Here is a 17,974-nt window from a genome sequence, read left to right on the forward strand (position 1 = left end):
AGGAATTTGCACCACCCGAAATGGGCGTCAATCGAAAGGCAGACCCGGTGACAGGCACGATCTATGTCCTCAACGGACCGAATCTCAATCTCCTGGGCAAGCGCCAGCCGGAAATCTACGGCAGCGAGACCCTCGCCGATGTCGAAGCCGCAGCCAAAGCCCAGGCCGGAGCCCATGGTCTGACGATCCGTTTTCTGCAGTCCAATGCCGAGCATCAGCTGATCGACTGGATCCATGAAGCCCGCGACAACGCCGCAGCCATCGTCATCAACCCTGCCGCCTATACCCATACCTCGGTGGCGATCCTCGATGCGCTCAACACCTTCGACGGCCCGGTGATCGAGGTGCATATCTCCAACGTGCACAAGCGCGAGGAATTCCGTCACCACTCCTTTGTCTCGCTGCGCGCCGATGGCGTCATCGCCGGTTGCGGAACCCAAGGCTACCTGCTGGCGATCGACCGCGTCGCCCGACTGATTGCCGCCGCCGACTGATCAGACTGGTACCGCAGCGCGAGCCTGAAGTAAGAATTCGTCTCTTTTTCTGGAGCACTCACTTGCGAATTTCGATGATCTCCGCGGCGCTGGTTGCCGCTCTGGTCGGATACGGCTCGACCATCGCGCTGGTGCTTGCCGCGGCTGCCGCCGTGGGGGCTGACGCCGGCCAGACCGCCTCCTGGGTGGCGGCGATCTGCTTTTCCAAGGCCATAGGCTCGGCGCTGCTGAGCAGCTGGAAGAGGGTACCGATCGTTCTGGCCTGGTCAACGCCGGGCGCGGCGCTGATTGCCGCATCCACCGGGGTCGATATCCACCAGGCGGTGGGCGCCTTCGTGTTTGCCGGCTTGCTGATTGCGCTCACCGCCGCCATCCGTCCGCTCAACCGTGCCGTCAACGCCATTCCCACCGGCGTTGCCTCCGGCATGCTGGCGGGTGTGCTCTTGCCCTTTGCCATGGCGGTGGCTCTCCACGCGGCCAGTGAGGCACTGCTGGTGCTCCCCTTGATTGCGGTGTTCCTGCTGGTCCGCCTGTTCAATCCGCTGCTGGCGGTGCTCGCTGCGCTGCTTGTCGGTTTTGTTCTGGCCTTCACCCTTGGCGGCGCCGTGCTTCCCCTGGAAACAGCAAGCTGGACCCTGCTCGGCTTCATCATGCCGGAATTCGATCCCGCCGTGCTGTTGGGTCTCGGCCTGCCGCTCTATCTGGTCACCATGGCATCGCAGAACCTGCCGGGCTTTGCCGTGCTGCGCGCCAATGGCTACGAGCCGCCGGTGACCGAAGCGCTTGGAGTGACAGGAATCCTGTCTGCATTCTTTGCGCTGTTTGGCGCTCACACCATCTCGATGGCGGCGATCACCGCAGCCATCTGCATCGGCGACGACGTCCATCCCGACCGCAATCAGCGCTGGAAAGTCGGGCTGGTCTATTCGGCCGTCTGGGTCGCGCTTGGCCTCTCCGGACCGGTCATTGTTCCGGCCATTCTGGCCATGCCGCCCGCCATCATCGCCGTGGTGGCCGGCCTGGCGCTGATCTCGCCGCTGATCGGCGCCATCGTTTCCGCTTTCGATGTGCCCGCGTCCCGCTTTGCCGCCGCGGCCACTTTCGCCGTCACCGCTTCGGGCGTTGCAGCCTTCGGCATCGGAGCCGCCTTCTGGGGATTGATGGCCGGTCTTGCCGTGCATTTGCTCGATCACTTGAAGCGTCCCTGACAAAGTCCGTTTGCGCCCAGCCATGCACTCCAAATTTGCGGGGTTTGACACGAGTCAAGGCGAGCGCGCCGGTTTGGGTGCATTCTGCCCTTTCAAATGAAGGGGAGCAGAATGATCAAAAGCAACACTGCACAGACTGCAAAGCCCAATGGCAAGACCGATATGGCAAGCGATGAACCGATGCCCGACAAGGCAGGTCTTGAGGACACGGCTACGACCGAGGTCGCGCCCGAAACGCCGCGCAAACTGACCGCCGCGGAAATCCGCAAGGACAAGGCGGCCATCGCGCAATTGTTCGAGCAGGGGGTGTATCCCTACAAGACCAGGATGCGCCGTCTGGCCTATGAGCACGAAAAATCGCTGCTGCAGGTGGAGCTGCTCAAGGCCCAGCGCTGGATCGAGGACACCGGCCAGAAGGTGGTGGTGTTGTTTGAAGGCCGTGATGCGGCTGGCAAGGGCGGCACCATCAAGCGCTTCATGGAACATCTCAACCCGCGCATGGCCCGTGTGGTCGCGCTGTCCAAGCCGACCGATCGCGAGCGCTCGCAATGGTATTTCCAGCGCTATGTCGAGCATCTGCCGGCATCGGGCGAAATGGTGCTGTTTGATCGCTCCTGGTACAACAGGGCCGGTGTCGAGCGGGTGATGGGATTTTGTTCCCCGGGCGAATATCTCGAATTCATGCGCGAGGCGCCGGAAATCGAGCGGATGCTGACCCGGTCGGGGATCCTGCTGTTCAAATACTGGTTCTCGGTCACGCAAGGCGAGCAGCTACGCCGCTTCGGCCAGCGCGAAAAAGATCCGCTCAAGCAGTGGAAGCTGTCGCCGATCGACAAGGCCTCGCTCGACAAGTGGGATGAATATACCGAAGCCAAGGAGGCGATGTTCTTCTACACCGACACCGCCGACGCGCCCTGGACCATTGTCAAATCCGACTGCAAGAAGCGCGCCCGGCTCAATTGCATGCGCCATTTCCTCTCCAGCCTGCCCTATCCCAACAAGGACAATCTGGTGGTGCATCATCCCGACCGGCTGATTGTCGGCACCAGCAGCCATGTGATTTCCAGCGATGATCATATCCTGGGCAAGGCGCTGCACCCCGATATCCGCAAGCTCAGGCCGGAGGGGGCATGAGCGGAAATCCGACCGGACGCGCATTCAATACATGTAATCTCTTGAATATAGAGCTTCGCTTATATATATGAGGGGAACAGGACGGGGAGGCGCGGTGCACCGCCGCAGCCTGCCCGCCAAAGCTTGTTCAAGAGGGACGCATGATGGAGACAGAATTCACGCCATGGATGTCGCTGGGCGGCGGAATCCTGATCGGCATCTCCGCGGTCTTGCTGATGGCATTCAATGGCCGTATCGCCGGAATGACCGGAATCATCTCCGGCATCGTTCCGCCGGTCTCGTCCGATTGGGCATGGCGTGTTGCCTTTCTGGCCGGCGCGATCCTCGCTCCGGTGCTGTTTCTGACCGCCGGCGGTGCGATCGATTATGCCGTTCCGGTGTCGCTGCCCCTGCTGGCGCTGGGCGGACTGATCGTCGGCGTCGGTGTCTATTATGGCGCCGGCTGCACGTCGGGCCATGGGGTCTGCGGCATGGCACGGCTGTCGCCGCGGTCCATCGTGGCCACCATCACCTTCATGATAGCGACCGGAGTGACGGTCTATGTCATTCGCCACATTGTGGAGATCTGAGAAATGCAGAAACTGATTTTTTCCGCTCTGGCCGGTGCCATTTTCGGTCTCGGCATCGCCATTTCCGGCATGGCCAATCCGGCCAAGGTGCTCAATTTCTTCGATGTCGCCGGCAGCTGGGATCCGAGCCTGATCTTTGTCATGGGTGGCGCGCTGATCACCACAGCGATCGGCTACCTGGTGGTGTTTGGCGCCCGCAAGACGCCGGTGTTTGACGCCGAATTCCATCTTCCGGTCAACAGGACCATCGATGCGCGGCTGGTCGGCGGATCCGCTTTGTTCGGAATAGGCTGGGGCATAGCCGGCTTCTGCCCGGGCGGCGCCATCCCGGCGCTCGGCTTTGGCGGAGCCTCCGTGATCGCCTTTACCGGCGCCATGGTCATCGGCATCGTGCTGGCCCGGTCTGTGGACGGGCTGCGCCACAAACCCGCCAGGGCGTTCTGAACGCTGCTTGCAATTGCGCCGCGTCACGCGGCAAGACAGACGGACGATAAGAACCAAGGAGAAGCTGCAATGTCGAATTATCCAGTGGACATGACGGTCACGCCCGACGTGAAAGCCTTTTTCGACCCCGACACCAACACCATCAGCTATGTGGTCAAGGATCCGGCGTCGACCTCCTGTGCGGTCGTCGATTCCGTGATGGACATCGACTATGCGGCGGGCCGGATCACCTATGGTCATGCCGACAAGATGATCAATTACATCAAGGACAACGGCCTCAAGCTCGAATGGATCATCGAGACCCATGTCCATGCCGACCATCTCTCCGCGGCACCCTATATCCAGCAGCAACTCGGCGGCAAGATCGGCATCGGTGACAAGATCATGGTGGTGCAGGACACCTTCGGCAAGATCTTCAATGAGGGCACCGAGTTTCAGCGCGACGGCTCGCAATTCGATGCCCTGTTCAAGGATGGCGACACCTACCAGATCGGTACGATGCAGGCATTCGCCATGTACACGCCGGGCCATACGCCCGCTTGCATGGTGCATGTGACGGGCAATGCAGCGTTTACCGGCGACACGCTGTTCATGCCCGATGGCGGTTCGGCCCGCGCCGATTTCCCCGGCGGTGACGCCGGCGTGCTCTATGATTCGATCCAGAAGGTATTGTCGCTGCCCGACGACATGCGCCTGTTCATGTGTCACGATTACGGCCCCAATGGTCGCGACATCCAGTGGGAAACCACGGTCGGCGACGAGAAGGCCCACAACATCCATGTTGGCGGCGGCAAGAGCCGTGAGGATTTCATCAAGTTCCGCACCGAGCGCGATGCGCAACTGGCGATGCCAAGGCTGATCATCCCGTCGCTGCAGGTCAATATGCGTGCCGGCGACATCCCGACCGACAAGGACGGGCGTGCGATGCTCAAGGTGCCTGTCAACGGACTTTGAGCGAAGCCGGTCCAGACCGGCAACCCTGACACCGTTCTGTTTCGGGGCCGCCCTGCGGCGGTCCCTGTTCGAACCGCGACCGCTGGCTGCCAGCAAGGAAATTCATCGTGGACAAGACCGTCATATTCGATCGCCTGGCGCGCTTCATGCCGGTCTTCGACTGGGGCCGAAGCTACAATAGGGATGCGCTGGGCAACGATCTTGTCGCCGCAGTGATCGTCACCATAATGCTGATCCCGCAGTCGCTGGCCTATGCGCTGCTTGCCGGTCTGCCGGCCGAGACCGGGATCTATGCCTCGATCGCCCCGATCGTCCTCTATGCCATCTTCGGTACAAGCCGGGCATTGGCGGTCGGGCCGGTGGCGGTGGTGTCATTGATGACGGCGGCGGCAATCGGCAATCTGGCCGAACCCGGTTCGGCTGAACTGCTTGTTGCTGCGGTCACGCTCGCCTTCCTGTCCGGCGTGTTCCTGATCCTGCTCGGCATCTTCCGGCTCGGCTTTCTCGCCAATTTCCTGTCGCATCCGGTCATTGCCGGTTTCATCACCGCGTCGGGCATTCTCATCGCCACCAGCCAGTTGCGCCACATCCTCGGGATTTCCTCCGGTGGCGCAAATCTGCCGGAACTGCTGCGGTCTCTGTATGAGCATCTGGGCGAGGTCAACTGGACCACCTTCGCCATCGGCGCCAGCGCCACCGCATTTCTGTTCTGGGTGCGCAAGGGGCTGAAGCCGGCATTGCTGGCGGCCGGGGTGAAGCCGAAACTGGCCGGCGTTTTGGCCAAGGCCGGGCCGGTGGCAGCCGTGGCCGTCACCATCTTTGTCACCTGGGTCTTCAACCTCAGCGAAACCGCAGGGGTGCGGGTTGTCGGCGACGTGCCGCAGGGCCTGCCGCCACTGACCATGCCGTCCTTCTCGCCCGATCTGTGGGGCACGCTGATCGGCTCGGCCGTGCTGATCTCGATCATCGGCTTTGTTGAATCGGTGTCGGTCGCCCAGACCCTGGCCGCGCGCAAACGCCAGCGCATTGTGCCCGACCAGGAGCTGATCGGTCTGGGCGCTGCCAATGTCGGCGCAGCCTTTACCGGCGGCTACCCGGTCACCGGCGGTTTTGCCCGTTCGGTGGTCAATTTTGATGCCGGCGCGGAAACCCCGGCCGCAGGCGCCTACACCGCAGTCGGCCTGATGCTAGCGGCGATGTTGCTGACGCCGTTGATCTACCATCTGCCCCAGGCCACTCTTGCTGCCACCATCATTGTCGCGGTGCTGTCGCTGGTGGATTTCTCGATCCTGAAAAAGACCTGGGTCTATTCCCGCGCCGATTTCATCGCCGTCAGCACCACCATTGTGCTGACGCTGGTCTTCGGCGTCGAGGTCGGTGTCACCGCCGGTGTGCTGATCTCGATCCTGATCCATCTCTACAAATCCTCCCGCCCGCACATGGCGGTGGTCGGTCGGGTGCCGGGCACCGAGCATTTCCGCAACGTCAAACGCCACAAGGTCGAGATCGACGAAACGGTGCTGACCCTGCGTGTCGACGAGAGCCTCTATTTCGCCAATGCGCGCTATCTTGAGGACAGCCTCTACGACATGGTTGCCGCCCGGCCGCAGCTCAGACACGTGATTTTGATGTGTCCGGCGGTCAACGAGATCGACATGAGCGCGCTGGAATCGCTCGAGGCGATCAATGAGCGGCTCAAGGCGCTCGGCGTCACATTCAACCTCAGCGAGGTCAAGGGTCCGGTAATGGACAGGCTTCGCCGCGGCGATTTTCTCAGCCATCTCAGCGGCAAGGTTTTTCTCAGCCAGCACCAGGCCGCCGTTGAACTCAACGGAGAAAATCCACAGCTGAAAGTTTCAAGTTCACAACCCCAAGAAAGGACGTCCCCATGAGCGTACGCATCGGCGATACCGCCCCGAATTTCAAAGCCGACACAACCAATGGACCGATCGATTTCCATGAGTGGATCGGTTCGTCGTGGGCATTCTTCTTCAGCCACCCGGCCGATTTCACCCCGGTCTGCACCACCGAGATGGGCCGCACATCGCAGCTCTCCGAACAGTTTGCCGCCCGCAACGTCAAGCCGATCGGCCTGTCGACCGACGGCGTCGAGGAGCACATGGCCTGGATCAAGGATGTCAACGACACCCAGCACACCACGCTGACCTTCCCGATCGTCGCCGACAAGGGCCTCAAGGTGGCTCAGCTTTATGACATGATCCATCCCAATGAGAGCACCACTGCTGCGGTGCGCTCGGTGTTCATCATTGATCCCGACAAGAAGGTCCGGCTGACGCTGACCTACCCGATGAATGTGGGTCGGAATTTTGACGAGATCCTGCGCGTCATCGATGCCTTGCAGCTGGCCGATGCCAAGAAGGTCGCGACCCCGGCTGACTGGCGTCCGGGCGGCAAGGTGATCATCCCGCCGTCGATCTCCAATGAGGATGCCAAGGGCATCTTCCCGCAGGGCTGGGAAGAAATCCGGCCCTATTTGCGCGTCACCGACGTCAACTGACGGATCTGACCTTGAGAAGCCGCCCGCTACCTTGCGGGCGGCTTTTCGCTGTCGGGGCGCCCTGAAGGCGGCTCATCCGCGATCGTTCAAAGCTGAACCGCGGCAATTTCCGCGTCGGCCTGTTGCGTTGCGATCTCGCCGGTTGCGGGTTCTGGCTCTTGCGATTGGCGGTATCCGCGGCACCGCACCGGATAGGTCATCTTGAAGACGGCAAAGTCATAGACGCCGGAGGGATCAAAACAGGTCACCCGGCCGACGCCGTCCGCCCAGAACAAATGCGGATCGGCCGAGACCGCGCCCTGTCCTGCAGCCCCGTGGAAGAGCTCGAAATGCAGATGCGGAATGCCGCCGCCAAGCAGACCGGTGGTGCCGAGGGTGCCGATCTGCTGACCGCGCGCCACAATCGTGCCCTCGGAGACAAGGCGATCGTCGAGATGCTTGTAAATGCTGATGGCGCGTTTGCCATTGGCGTCGGGCCCGTGATCGATCACCACGCGATCGCCATACATCGGCTCCGAATAGGAGCCCGTCACCAGCCCGCCGGCGACGGCGATGACCGGATCCCCGACCTTGCCGATGACATCGATGCCGATGTGCTTGGCCTCATGGGTGGTGAACAGGAATTCCTGCGAGATCGAGGGCGCATCCGCCGGCATCGCGACCCTGATCTTGGGATGCTGGGAAGGCTTGTAGACTGAGGCCCATCCATGCGTCTGCGGCACGCAGCCCGAGGCCAGCAGAGCTGAGATCAGCAATGCGAAAAACGCCAGATTGCGTTCGGGATGGTTCATGCGCGCGCCCGTGCCCCTGCACCGGCGCCGCAATACAGGCGCCGGCCACGATTCGCTCGTAGCATGAAGCGGGGCACCGTCTCAAGTTGGCATCGAGTTCTGCAGCTGTGTGTCCGACCCGATCCTGCCGGCGCCGGTTACACCACCAGGATCGGGGTGCGTGTCGGCACGCGGTCGTAAAGGTCGCAGATATCCTGGTTGAGCAGCCGCACGCAGCCCGATGACACGGCCTTGCCGATCGACAGATATTCGGGGCTGCCGTGCAGGCGGTACAATGTGTCCTCGCCGTTCTGGAAAATATAAAGGGCACGCGCGCCGAGCGGGTTGTCCAGGCCCGGAGGCATGCCGCCATTGGCGGCGGAATAGCGCTCGAGCTCAGGCTGACGGGCGATCATCTCGGTCGGCGGTGTCCATTTCGGCCATTTCTGCTTCCATTGCACAACCGCGCGACCCGACCAGGAAAACCCGTCGCGGCCGATGCCGACGCCGTAGCGCATGGCCCGGCCGTTTTCACGAACCAGATAGAGGAACCGGTCGGCGGTATCGACAACCAGGGTTCCCGGCCGCTCGCCGGTCGGATCGGCAACTTCCTGGCGCAGAAATGTCGGGTCGATTTCCTGATAGGGGATGGCAGGCAGCGGGAACGGTTCGTCCAGCTTGGGGCCGTACATGGTGTCGTAATAGCTCGACCTTCCGGTCAGCCCCGACTGCGGCGCGCCCGTCGACCGGAATCTCGGCCTTGTCTCTTCGTTGAATCGCGTGGTCGTGGTCCCGGTGCAGCCGGCAAGTGCTGCGGTTGCGCCCAGGCCCAGTCCGAGAAATCCGCGGCGCGAGGTGGCACGGAGGATGACCTGCGTTCCGCTGCCGTCGGGCATCGTCGCATCTTTGGTGTTCGGTCCGGTCATGTCGCGGATAGTCCTTCGGTGTCAGAGTATGGGTTGGTCATCAAAATCCGGCAGGAGGCAAGCCTCAGCCATCTTAACGCGCTCGAACACATTTGAGTTCCAATTGTGACCATCCAACGCCAGGCTTGTGGCGAACTTGCCACAGCGCGCTATGTTGGACTGACAATCCCGTGATGGCGCCCCGCCGATTGGGGATCAACCGACCTGTGCCCACGGTTCCAGCCCCGGAAAACGCGCCACGCCATCCACATCGAGACGCTCGACGGAAACCAGCCGCTTCAGGAAGGCGGCGCACCAGTGATCGACGTCATGATCCTGCAGGTGACTGTAGAGCGCGTCATGACGTTCGATGCGTTCGCCCAGCGGCATTTCTAGAGCCGTGCTGATTGCCTGAGCGATGTCCTGCGGGTCGTGCGGATTGACGATCAGCGCCTCGGGCATTTCCTCTGCGGCACCTGCAAATTGAGACAGCACCAGCACCCCGGGATCGGCGGCATCCTGGGCGGCGACATATTCCTTGGCGACAAGGTTCATGCCGTCAAACAACGGTGTGACCAGGCCGACCCGGGACAGGCGGAACAGCACCGCCAGCTCGTCGCGCGGCAGGGCCCGGTGGATATATTGCACCGGCGTCCAGTCGACCGTGCCGAAGCGTCCGTTGATATGGCCGGCAAGATGCTCCAGTTCGGTCCGGATCGCCTTGTAGGCATCGACATCGTCCCGCGTCGGCGGCGCGATCTGCAACAGCGACACCTTGCCGTGAAACGCGGCATGGGATTCGAGGAATTTCTGATAGCCGACAAGCCGCTGCGGCAGGCCCTTGGAATAGTCCAGCCGGTCAACGCCGATCAGCCTCGGCAGGGACGGCGCCGGCGTGTTGACCGCGCCTTCTGCCGCCAGGCGCCGGAACCCGTCCACATTGATCGAGATCGGGAAACAGCCCAGCGCCACCTCGCGCCCGGCAATCCCCATATTGCCATTGCTGCGCAGTTCACCCCGCAGCGTGTGCCGGAAGATGTTGATCATGTGGCCGAGATCACGCCGGGTCTGAAACCCGATCAGATCGTAATCGGCCAGCCATCGGGCCAGGTCGCGCCAGTCGGGAATGGCCTTGAAGGTCTGCAGGTCGGGAAGCGGGATATGCAGGAAGAAGCCGATCCGGCTCTTGACGCCGAGCGCCTTGAGTTCATGCGCCAGCGGGATCAGCTGGTAGTCGTGCACCCAGATCAGATCGTCGTCGCGCACGGTCTCCGCGATCAGCCGGGCCAGCCGCCCGGCAACCTCGCGATAGGCGGCGGCATAGCAGGGCTGAACGTCGATGAGATCGACCCGTCCATGCAGTGCCGGCCACAGCACGGAATTGGAGTAACCGAGATAGTAATCGCGATAGAGCTTGGGCTCCAGTTCGAACAGGCCGATGTCGAAGTCCTGACGGTGGTGAAAGATCAGCGACGGTGAAGGGGCGTCGGTCTGCTTGGGTGCACCGCCGATCCAGAGCCCGCCGTCCTTGGCCAGCGCGTCCTTGAGCGCCACCACCAGCCCGCCCGAGTCTCCTGACCCGTCCACCGAAGGTGCCCGGTTAGATATGATGACCAGCCGCCCCACCGTCAGCTCCTGGCCGTGCCGGACTGTGCCTTCAGCCAGCTCTTGAAGCTGTCCGGGCTCTGGGTTCGGTACTGCGCGCGGGTGGGGCCTTCGCCGATCTTGATGGAAATCCCGCCCTGCTCGTTGACCCAGGAAAATGCGCTCTCATCGGTGGCGTCATCGCCTGCAAACAGGATGTCGCGTCCGTCGAACTCCTCGAACTGCATGATGCGTTCGATCGCTCCGGCCTTGGAGATGCCTTTCGGCTTGACCTCGATTGCCATCTTGGCCGACTGGAGCTCGAATTCCTCGTCGCCATCGATCAGGCTCTTGAGAAAGTCGCGCACCTTGCATTCGAGCTCGGGGTGCTGGCGGTAATGCAGCACGATCCCGTATCTCTTGTCCTCGGCGAGCACCCGGGGATCGATGATGGCAAATTCCATCACTGCGTTCTTGATGTGCTCGAGCCGTGCCAGATCACAGCTCACGCCGGAGAGAAGCTGTGAGGCGTGGCGCATTTCAGCGCCGTGACCACCGGAGATGGTGCCGCAAAAACCTCCCAGATACTGGTCGAGATCAATGAGATTGCGTCCTGAAACGATTGCCACAGCGCCATTGTGACGCCGATGCAATTCATCAAGCAGAGATTTTTCGGGGGAGCCGACCCGAATCGAGTCCGGGGTAGGGGCGATATCGACAAGGGTTCCGTCAAAATCCAGGAAGAGTGCGGTGTCATCTGCCGGGATCGCAAGCAGCCCCAGATCTTCCGGCGATGTGGTCTCGGGTGCAAACCCGACAAGACAATAATAATCCAATCGTTGTTCCATGATCGAAAAGCTCGCGTTGACGTGCCTTTCAACTTTTTAGGGATGAAAATGTTCCGAAATATGGCAATTTTTTGTAGCCCGGGCTGCAGCCGGAACTGGACCGCCGGCCGGTAGCCTTGAGCCGTCAGGCGACGCCGTTGAGATCGGGCAGGATCAGCGATGGCGATAGGTCGCGATACTCATCGGGCATCCTGGCGCGGTTGATCCAGACAGTGCGAAATCCGAACTTCGTGGCCCCGGCCACGTCCCACCGGTTGGATGACTGGAACGACACCGCGTCGGGGTAAAGCCGGTAGGCGGTGGTGACCATGTCATAGACCGCCGGAGCGGTCTTGAAGGTCTGAAGCGGATCGACCGAGAAGACATCGTCGATGACGGTGTCGAGGGCTGCGTTGCTGACGGCTGATTCAAGCATCGGCACCGAGCCGTTGGACAGGATCGCCACTCGCGCGCCGGTAGCTTTCAGTGCCTTGAGGACGGCCGGGACTTCCGGATAGCAGTCGAGCTTGAAATAGGCGTCCATCAATTCCCCGCGCAGGCCCTTGTCGGCACTGGGAACTCGTTCGAAGGCGTGGTCGAGCGCTTCGCCGGTGAGCGTCCAGAAGTCACGCCATTCGCCCATCAGCGCGCGCGTCCAGGAATATTCGAGCTGCTTGGCGCGCCAGATTTCCGACAGCAATTGCCCGTCGGGCCCGATGGCTTCGGCGTGGCGGCGAACCGCCGCGTGCACGTCGAACAGGGTTCCATAGGCGTCAAAGACATATGCGGCGTAAGCCATCGATCCATCCTCGTGTTGTGGCGTGACGATGCCCCTGTTGCACTGCAACAGTCAAGCTGCGCTGCGGGAACGGGCGGGGAAATCCCGGCCTAAATGCCCGGCACGCCGGAAAACCGGTCTCGCGATGCCGCGTCAAAATCTGTCCTGAACCGGAGCAATTGCGCAAGGATCATGCGATTGACCTGATTCTGCGGCGCCACCGGCGGTGCATGGCTTGACGGCGATGGCGGGGCCGTCCGATTGTCGGTTGGTGAAATTCGGTATCCGCAGGAGGACAGCATGGCCGTCAATGCACAAGCCCGCACCAGGACCTGGACCTATGTCGACGGCGAATGGCTCGAAGGCAATCCGCCGCTGATCGGCCCTGTCAGCCACGCCATGTGGCTGGGCTCGACGGTGTTTGACGGCGCGCGCTGGTTTGACGGGGTGGCGCCGGATCTCGATCTGCATTGCCAGCGGGTCAACCGCTCGGCCAACGCGCTCGGACTGCAGGCCACCATGGAGGCGACAGCCATCGAGGCGCTGGCGCAGGAGGGGCTGAAGAAATTCGACGGCAAGACCGCTGTCTATATCAAGCCGATGTACTGGGCCGAGCATGGCGGCTACATGTCGGTGCCGGCCGATCCGGAATCGACCCGGTTCTGCCTGTGCCTGTTTGAAAGCCCGATGATCGCCTCTTCCGGGTTTTCCGTCAGCGTTTCGCCGTTCCGCCGCCCGAGCTATGAAACTGCGCCGACCAATGCCAAGGCCGGCTGCCTCTATCCCAACAATGGCCGCGCGGTGATGGAAGCCAAGTCCCGCGGCTTCGACAATGCACTGGTGCTCGACATGCTCGGCAATGTCGCCGAAACCGCGACCTCCAACATCTTCATGGTCAAGGACGGCGTGGTGTTCACGCCGGCGCCCAACGGCACCTTCCTCTCCGGCATCACCCGCTCACGGACGATGCGGCTATTGCGCGAATCCGGCACCGAGGTGATTGAGAAATCGCTCTCCGTCGCCGATTTCATGGATGCCGACGAGATTTTTTCGACCGGCAATCACTCCAAGGTGGTGCCGATCATCCGTATCGAGGACCGTGAATTGCAGGCCGGGCCAACCGCCCGCAATGCCCGCCAGCTCTACATGGACTGGGCCCACGGCTGAGCGACAGGACTGTTACGATGAACGACAGACGCAAACATTCCACCGGCTCGCCGTTCGAGACGGCGGCGGCCTATTCCCGCGCGGTGCGCCAGGGGCCTTTCGTGCATGTGTCGGGCACCACCGGCTATGACTACACGGCCATGGAAATGCCGACCCATGTTGCCGACCAGGCGCGCAATTGCTTCACCACGATCGCCGCCTCGCTGGCAGCCCTTGATGCCAGCCTGAGCGACATTGTCCGGGTGAGATATTACGTCACAAAGCCGGAATATTTCGAGACGGTCGCGCCGGTGTTGGCCGAGCATCTGGGCGGCATCGACCCGGCGGCGACGATGATCGTCTGCCAGTTGATCCGCCCGGAAATGCTGATCGAGATCGAGGTCACCGCGCAGGTGGGGTAGGGACCGCGGCGTTCGCTCAGAGCTTGCCGCCCATCTCGTCGTCGATGTGAATGCGGATGATCTCGTCAAACGAGCTCTCGGCCCTGAAGCCAAGCGCAAGTGCGCGCTCTGTGGCAAAGCCCCTGGGCCAGTTTGAAACGATGCGGATGATGTCCGGATCGGGTTCCTGCCGGATCAGCGCCACGGCCTTGTCCCCGGCGATCTGGCGAAGCGCCTCGATCTGCTCGGCGACGGTGGCCAGAATGCCCGGCATGGTCAATGCCCGCCGATGCCCGACCGGGCCGGTGTCCATGGTCGCTGCATGGGTCAGAAACCCGACCGCGGCGCGCGGGCTGGCATGCCAGTGGCTCACCGTGTCCGGCACAGGCAGGATTGCCTCCTTGCCGGCCAGCGGCTCCCGCAGGATGCCGGAGAAAAATCCCGATGCCGCCTTGTTGGGCAGGCCGGGACGGATGCAGATCGTCGGCAGCCGGATCGCCATGCCGTCGAAAAAGCCGCGGCGGGTATAATCCTGCAGCAGCAATTCGCAAATGGCCTTCTGGGTGCCGTAGCTGGTCATCGGCGCCCTGACGAAAATGTCATCGATCTCGTCGGGCATCGGGGAGCCGAAGACCGCGATCGAGGAGGCAAACACCAGGCGCGGACAATAGCCGTGCTGAAGGGAGATCTGCCGCACCGCATCGAACAGATAGCGGGTGCCGTCCAGGTTGATGCTGTAGCCCTTGTCGAAATCCTGCTCCGCCTCGCCCGACACGATGGCTGCCAGATGCACGATCACATCCGGCCGGTCAGCGAGCAGTTGCGGCGCCGTGCTCGGCTCCGAAATGTCCAGCGCCAGCCGGGTGACGGCGCCTTCGAACCCGGCAGGAACCTGCGGCTCGACGGCATCGACCAAGGTTAGCTTTTCGACCGACTGCGTGCCCAGCATGCCGCAACGTGAAATCGCACCAACAAATTTGCGTCCGACCATGCCGGCTGCCCCGATAATCAACACATGCATTGCAAGTTCCCTCCCGGTTGGCGGCGATCCTAGATGCATGCCCGGTGGCGCGCAAACAAACAGTGCATGAATAGTGCGGATCCGGCATCCATGCCATCAGCGGGCCCGCGTCACTCGAATGCTGATGCTCGGGTGACGGACGCAAAGGTCAGATCCAGGTTTTATGGCCATGTCTATCGTGTTCTCTTGAGGAAAATTCCCGTTATCCGCACACTTGTTCAGTGTAAATAAAATTTGAGACAGAAATATAAAATCTAATCTAAATAAAAATGCAATATTACTGTGAGTTTAGTTTGTATTGAATTGATAAACAAGGGAAATATGAAAGATGATACGTCATCAATTGTGAGATTTATTTTCCAGTGCGTGTTACAAATGCTTTCTCGCATGCGGTTCTGCATGCGGTGACACAACTTTGATTGGACACAAATATGCAGATTCCGAAATGGACACAGCCGGCCTTGTTGGGCGCATGCGCAGGCGCTGTTGCACTGGCTATCGTAGGATTCAACTGGGGCGGCTGGATGACCAGTACCTCTGCTGCAGACATGTCGAACGATGAATCCAAGGCTGCCGTCGCCATGGTCCTGACACCCTATTGCGTACAGAAATCTGAAAACGACCCGCTCGCGGCCGGCGTGCTGGCGGAACTCAAGGATGCCAACGGCTACAAGCGGCGCGGCATTGTCGAAAAAGCCGGCTGGGCGACTCCGCTGGGTGCCGACAAGCCGGATCGTGACCTTGCCGAGGCGTGTCAGATCGCACTGGACGACGCCTAAACACCTCACACCCCGACCGGATGCAAGTGGCATGCAACCTGTTGCAGCCCGGTCGGGGTGACTTCTGCCGCTACAAGGGCAGCGGCTGTCCGGCCTTGCAGCCCGGGCCGCGGATCTTGCCGCATCAGCAAATCCGCAGATTCTTCCGTCTAAGCACGCCTGCAACCTGCGGAGGCAATGATCCGCAGGTGGACAATTGCTTTGTGGCCTCGAATCCAGTTGATTGGCATTTGGACAGAGCGTGATTCTGCGCAGGATGACGCCGTCCCCGATCGCCATCTGAAAACGCTTTATGCAGATCTCGTGCTGCGGAAGCCGTGGAGACTGCACTCATGCCTCAAACCTTCCGGCCGGCCAGGGCGGCACTGTGGATGTGCGGATCGATCGTGTCGTTCTCGATGATGGCGGTGGCCGGTCGCTACGTGTCGGACATTCACAACACCTTCGAGATCATGACATTCCGCTCGCTTGTCGGCCTTGTCATCGTGCTGTCTCTGGCCTTCGCCAATCGCAGGCTGGCCGAGATCCGCCGCGACCGGCTGAAGCAGCATTTCTTCAGGAACCTGTTTCATTTCACCGGGCAGAATCTCTGGTTCTTTGCCCTGGCGTCGATTCCGCTGGCACAGGTGTTCGCCCTGGAATTCACCTCACCGATCTGGGTGATCGTGTTGAGCTTCCTGTTTCTCGGTGAACGTCTGACGGGCGCCAGAATGCTTGCCGCCCTGCTGGGATTTGTCGGCATTCTGGTGGTGGCAAGGCCGGATTTCGGTGCAATGGAACCCGGAACCGTCACGGCAGCCCTGTCGGCGATCTTCTTTGCTGCCACCATCATCATGACCAAGGCTCTGACCCGGCATGAGAGCATCGTCTCGATCCTGTTCTGGCTCACCGGATTTCAGCTTTGCTTCGGCCTTGCCGCACTGGTGATGCATGACTCAGTCACCTGGCCAACGATTACGACACTGCCCTGGCTTTTCGTGATTGGTGCGGCTGGTCTGCTGGCGCATTACTGCCTGACCACCGCCCTGTCGCTGGCACCTGCGAGCTTCCTGATGCCGATCGATTTCGCCCGGCTGCCGCTGGTCGTGGTCATCGGCATGGTGCTGTTTGACGAGCAGGCCGACGTGCTGGTGCTGCTTGGCGGCGGCATCATCCTGCTAGCCAACTGGATCAATCTGCGCGGCGGAAAGCGGCCGGCAAGTCTCCCCGCCGTCTGAACCGTCGCCGATCGTCATGATATAAGGGAAGTGGTGCCGCTTGCAGGACTCGAACCTGCGACCCCATCATTACGAATGATGTGCTCTACCACCTGAGCTAAAGCGGCGGACCGGTGGGTGGCTCAAGCCACCCGACCGGTTGAGGCGCAAATACCGTGATTGGGCCTCGAATTCAAGCGGCCATGCGCGAGCGCCGCGTTTTTTGGTCCCGGGCCGAGCCGCAGCAAGCCGAGGCACCGAAGCCCGGTCCGGGACGGACGCGGCTTTACAGCGCCAGGCGCTGGCGCGTGGACTTGTATTCGCTTTCGAGCCGGTCGACGAGATCGGCGACGGGGCCGACCTTCTTGACCGCACCGATGCCCTGGCCGCAGCCCCAGATTTCCTTCCAGGCTTTCGGCCCGGATGTTGCGCTGTCGAAATCCATCTTGGTCGGGTCGGCTTCGGGCAGATTGTCCGGATCCATTCCGGAGGCGGCAATCGAGGGCTTGAGATAATTGCCCGGAATGCCGGTGAAATAGTTGGAATAGACAATGTCCTTGGCGACGCTGTCGACGATCATCTGCTTGTATTCATCCACCGCGCGGGCTTCGTCCGTGGCAATGAAGGGCGAGCCGATATAGGCCATGTCGGCGCCCATTGCCTGGGCGGCAAGCACGGCGCCGCCGGTGGAGATTGCGCCAGAGAGCAGCAGCGGGCCGTCAAACCATTCGCGGATCTCCTGGATCAGCGCGAAGGGGGAGAGCGGACCGGCATGGCCACCGGCGCCGGCTGCAACGGCGATCAGGCCGTCGGCGCCTTTCTTGATGGCCGAGTGGGCATGGCGGTTGTTGATGATGTCATGCAGCACGATGCCGCCATAGGAATGGATCGCCGCATTGACCTCGGGCACCGCGCCGAGTGAGGAAATCACAACCGGCACCTTGTATTTGACGCACATGGTCAGATCGTGCTCGAGCCGTGTGTTGGAGCGGTGGACGATCTGGTTGACGGCAAAGGGGCCGCCGGGCGGTCCGGGTTCTTGGCGTTGTGGTCGGCAAGGCCTTCGGTGATTTCGGCCAGCCACTCATCGAGCTGGGCTTCGGGACGGGCATTGAGCGCGGGAAACGAGCCCATCACGCCGGCCTTGCACTGGGCCATGACCAGCGGCGGATGCGAAATGATGAACAGAGGCGCGGCAACCACGGGCAGCCGGAAATTGTCTTTGAGGATGGCGGGAAGTGTCATG

The 17,974-nt window shown here is 61.6% G+C and carries 18 protein-coding genes, 1 tRNA gene and 1 pseudogene; 12 read left to right on the top strand and 8 right to left on the bottom strand.

The annotated features are described in order from the left end of the window. The first annotated feature begins 47 nt into the window (after positions 1-47). The 8 genes from aroQ (at position 48) to OEG82_RS04710 (ending at position 7,321) form a co-directional block, all read left to right on the top strand. Positions 48-494 (top strand): type II 3-dehydroquinate dehydratase, encoded by a 447-nt coding sequence (gene aroQ / locus OEG82_RS04675; protein WP_267611290.1) that lies wholly within the window; start codon positions 48-50, stop codon positions 492-494. A 62-nt stretch (positions 495-556) separates the two neighbouring features. Then, the gene (locus OEG82_RS04680; RefSeq protein ID WP_267611291.1) at positions 557-1,702 is read left to right on the top strand and encodes a benzoate/H(+) symporter BenE family transporter; all 1,146 of its coding nucleotides are present in this window, start codon (positions 557-559) and stop codon (positions 1,700-1,702) included. A 162-nt stretch (positions 1,703-1,864) separates the two neighbouring features. Further along, positions 1,865-2,836 carry a polyphosphate kinase 2 gene (gene ppk2, locus OEG82_RS04685; RefSeq protein ID WP_425497629.1) on the top strand — a complete coding sequence of 324 codons (972 nt, stop codon included), beginning with the start codon at positions 1,865-1,867 and terminating at the stop codon, positions 2,834-2,836. A gap of 140 nt (positions 2,837-2,976) precedes the next feature. After that, positions 2,977-3,405, top strand: a complete 429-nt coding sequence (locus tag OEG82_RS04690) for a YeeE/YedE family protein (RefSeq protein WP_267611293.1) — start codon at positions 2,977-2,979, stop codon at positions 3,403-3,405. 3 nt (positions 3,406-3,408) lie between these two features. Continuing rightward, on the top strand, positions 3,409-3,849 hold the full coding sequence (locus OEG82_RS04695) for a DUF6691 family protein (RefSeq protein ID WP_267611294.1): 441 nt from the start codon (positions 3,409-3,411) through the stop codon (positions 3,847-3,849). 69 nt (positions 3,850-3,918) lie between these two features. Continuing rightward, entirely contained in the window at positions 3,919-4,803 is an 885-nt protein-coding gene (locus tag OEG82_RS04700) for an MBL fold metallo-hydrolase (protein ID WP_267611295.1), read from the top strand. A gap of 146 nt (positions 4,804-4,949) precedes the next feature. Beyond that, positions 4,950-6,695: a SulP family inorganic anion transporter gene (locus OEG82_RS04705; RefSeq protein ID WP_267614866.1), complete on the top strand. Its 1,746-nt coding sequence runs from the start codon at positions 4,950-4,952 to the stop codon at positions 6,693-6,695. Continuing rightward, positions 6,692-7,321 carry a peroxiredoxin gene (locus OEG82_RS04710; RefSeq protein ID WP_267611296.1) on the top strand — a complete coding sequence of 210 codons (630 nt, stop codon included), beginning with the start codon at positions 6,692-6,694 and terminating at the stop codon, positions 7,319-7,321. Before OEG82_RS04705 ends, OEG82_RS04710 begins: the two co-directional genes overlap by 4 nt. Positions 7,322-7,407: 86 nt before the next feature. On the opposite strand, the gene OEG82_RS04715 is transcribed toward OEG82_RS04710, so the two are convergent. The 5 genes from OEG82_RS04715 to OEG82_RS04735 all read right to left on the bottom strand — a co-directional run bounded on the left by OEG82_RS04715 (position 7,408) and on the right by OEG82_RS04735 (position 12,206). Beyond that, on the bottom strand, positions 7,408-8,112 hold the full coding sequence (locus OEG82_RS04715) for a M23 family metallopeptidase (RefSeq protein ID WP_267611297.1): 705 nt from the start codon (positions 8,110-8,112) through the stop codon (positions 7,408-7,410). 137 nt (positions 8,113-8,249) lie between these two features. After that, on the bottom strand, positions 8,250-9,017 hold the full coding sequence (locus OEG82_RS04720) for a L,D-transpeptidase (protein ID WP_425497543.1): 768 nt from the start codon (positions 9,015-9,017) through the stop codon (positions 8,250-8,252). A 195-nt stretch (positions 9,018-9,212) separates the two neighbouring features. Next, a complete protein-coding gene (locus OEG82_RS04725) occupies positions 9,213-10,622 on the bottom strand; it encodes an alpha,alpha-trehalose-phosphate synthase (UDP-forming) (RefSeq protein ID WP_267611298.1) in 1,410 nt (469 codons plus the stop codon). Between the two features lie 2 nt (positions 10,623-10,624). Beyond that, positions 10,625-11,428, bottom strand: a complete 804-nt coding sequence (gene otsB / locus OEG82_RS04730; RefSeq protein WP_267611299.1) for a trehalose-phosphatase — start codon at positions 11,426-11,428, stop codon at positions 10,625-10,627. A 124-nt stretch (positions 11,429-11,552) separates the two neighbouring features. After that, complete coding sequence (locus tag OEG82_RS04735; RefSeq protein ID WP_267611300.1) at positions 11,553-12,206, bottom strand: haloacid dehalogenase type II; 654 nt, start codon at positions 12,204-12,206, stop codon at positions 11,553-11,555. A 279-nt stretch (positions 12,207-12,485) separates the two neighbouring features. Here OEG82_RS04735 and OEG82_RS04740 point away from each other — a divergent pair, with 279 nt between their 5' ends. Next, positions 12,486-13,352: a branched-chain amino acid aminotransferase gene (locus OEG82_RS04740; RefSeq protein WP_267611301.1), complete on the top strand. Its 867-nt coding sequence runs from the start codon at positions 12,486-12,488 to the stop codon at positions 13,350-13,352. A 17-nt stretch (positions 13,353-13,369) separates the two neighbouring features. Further along, complete coding sequence (locus OEG82_RS04745; protein ID WP_267611302.1) at positions 13,370-13,753, top strand: RidA family protein; 384 nt, start codon at positions 13,370-13,372, stop codon at positions 13,751-13,753. Positions 13,754-13,769: 16 nt separating this feature from the next. On the opposite strand, the gene denD is transcribed toward OEG82_RS04745, so the two are convergent. Beyond that, positions 13,770-14,753 carry a D-erythronate dehydrogenase gene (gene denD, locus OEG82_RS04750; RefSeq protein WP_267611303.1) on the bottom strand — a complete coding sequence of 328 codons (984 nt, stop codon included), beginning with the start codon at positions 14,751-14,753 and terminating at the stop codon, positions 13,770-13,772. A 431-nt stretch (positions 14,754-15,184) separates the two neighbouring features. Between denD and OEG82_RS04755 the strand changes: the two genes are divergently transcribed. Beyond that, positions 15,185-15,532, top strand: coding sequence for a hypothetical protein (locus OEG82_RS04755; protein ID WP_267611304.1), 348 nt, complete (start codon positions 15,185-15,187; stop codon positions 15,530-15,532). Between the two features lie 332 nt (positions 15,533-15,864). Further along, entirely contained in the window at positions 15,865-16,749 is an 885-nt protein-coding gene (locus OEG82_RS04760) for a DMT family transporter (protein ID WP_267611305.1), read from the top strand. Between the two features lie 31 nt (positions 16,750-16,780). Here the strand turns inward: OEG82_RS04760 and OEG82_RS04765 are convergent. Together OEG82_RS04765 and OEG82_RS04770 are read right to left on the bottom strand one after the other, a co-directional pair. After that, positions 16,781-16,856 (bottom strand) — tRNA-Thr (locus OEG82_RS04765). 158 nt (positions 16,857-17,014) lie between these two features. Continuing rightward, positions 17,015-17,973: pseudogene (locus OEG82_RS04770) on the bottom strand (NAD(P)H-dependent flavin oxidoreductase). Position 17,974 lies beyond the last annotated feature (1 nt).

This window comes from Hoeflea ulvae (assembly GCF_026619435.1).
GTDB lineage: Bacteria > Pseudomonadota > Alphaproteobacteria > Rhizobiales > Rhizobiaceae > Hoeflea > Hoeflea ulvae.

Bases quoted from the DNA above. Each gene is read 5' to 3' on its own strand.
- OEG82_RS04705 (WP_267614866.1), top strand. From the start codon at position 4,950: ATGCCGGTCTTCGACTGGGGCCGAAGCTACAATAGGGATGCGCTGGGC.
- otsB (WP_267611299.1), bottom strand. From the start codon at position 11,428: ATGGAACAACGATTGGATTATTATTGTCTTGTCGGGTTTGCACCCGAG.
- OEG82_RS04715 (WP_267611297.1), bottom strand. From the start codon at position 8,112: ATGAACCATCCCGAACGCAATCTGGCGTTTTTCGCATTGCTGATCTCA.
- OEG82_RS04760 (WP_267611305.1), top strand. From the start codon at position 15,865: ATGCCTCAAACCTTCCGGCCGGCCAGGGCGGCACTGTGGATGTGCGGA.
- ppk2 (WP_425497629.1), top strand. From the start codon at position 1,865: ATGGCAAGCGATGAACCGATGCCCGACAAGGCAGGTCTTGAGGACACG.
- OEG82_RS04720 (WP_425497543.1), bottom strand. From the start codon at position 9,017: ATGACCGGACCGAACACCAAAGATGCGACGATGCCCGACGGCAGCGGA.
- OEG82_RS04690 (WP_267611293.1), top strand. From the start codon at position 2,977: ATGATGGAGACAGAATTCACGCCATGGATGTCGCTGGGCGGCGGAATC.
- OEG82_RS04755 (WP_267611304.1), top strand. From the start codon at position 15,185: ATGCAGATTCCGAAATGGACACAGCCGGCCTTGTTGGGCGCATGCGCA.
- OEG82_RS04735 (WP_267611300.1), bottom strand. From the start codon at position 12,206: ATGGCTTACGCCGCATATGTCTTTGACGCCTATGGAACCCTGTTCGAC.
- OEG82_RS04740 (WP_267611301.1), top strand. From the start codon at position 12,486: ATGGCCGTCAATGCACAAGCCCGCACCAGGACCTGGACCTATGTCGAC.
- OEG82_RS04710 (WP_267611296.1), top strand. From the start codon at position 6,692: ATGAGCGTACGCATCGGCGATACCGCCCCGAATTTCAAAGCCGACACA.
- denD (WP_267611303.1), bottom strand. From the start codon at position 14,753: ATGCATGTGTTGATTATCGGGGCAGCCGGCATGGTCGGACGCAAATTT.
- OEG82_RS04745 (WP_267611302.1), top strand. From the start codon at position 13,370: ATGAACGACAGACGCAAACATTCCACCGGCTCGCCGTTCGAGACGGCG.
- OEG82_RS04695 (WP_267611294.1), top strand. From the start codon at position 3,409: ATGCAGAAACTGATTTTTTCCGCTCTGGCCGGTGCCATTTTCGGTCTC.
- OEG82_RS04700 (WP_267611295.1), top strand. From the start codon at position 3,919: ATGTCGAATTATCCAGTGGACATGACGGTCACGCCCGACGTGAAAGCC.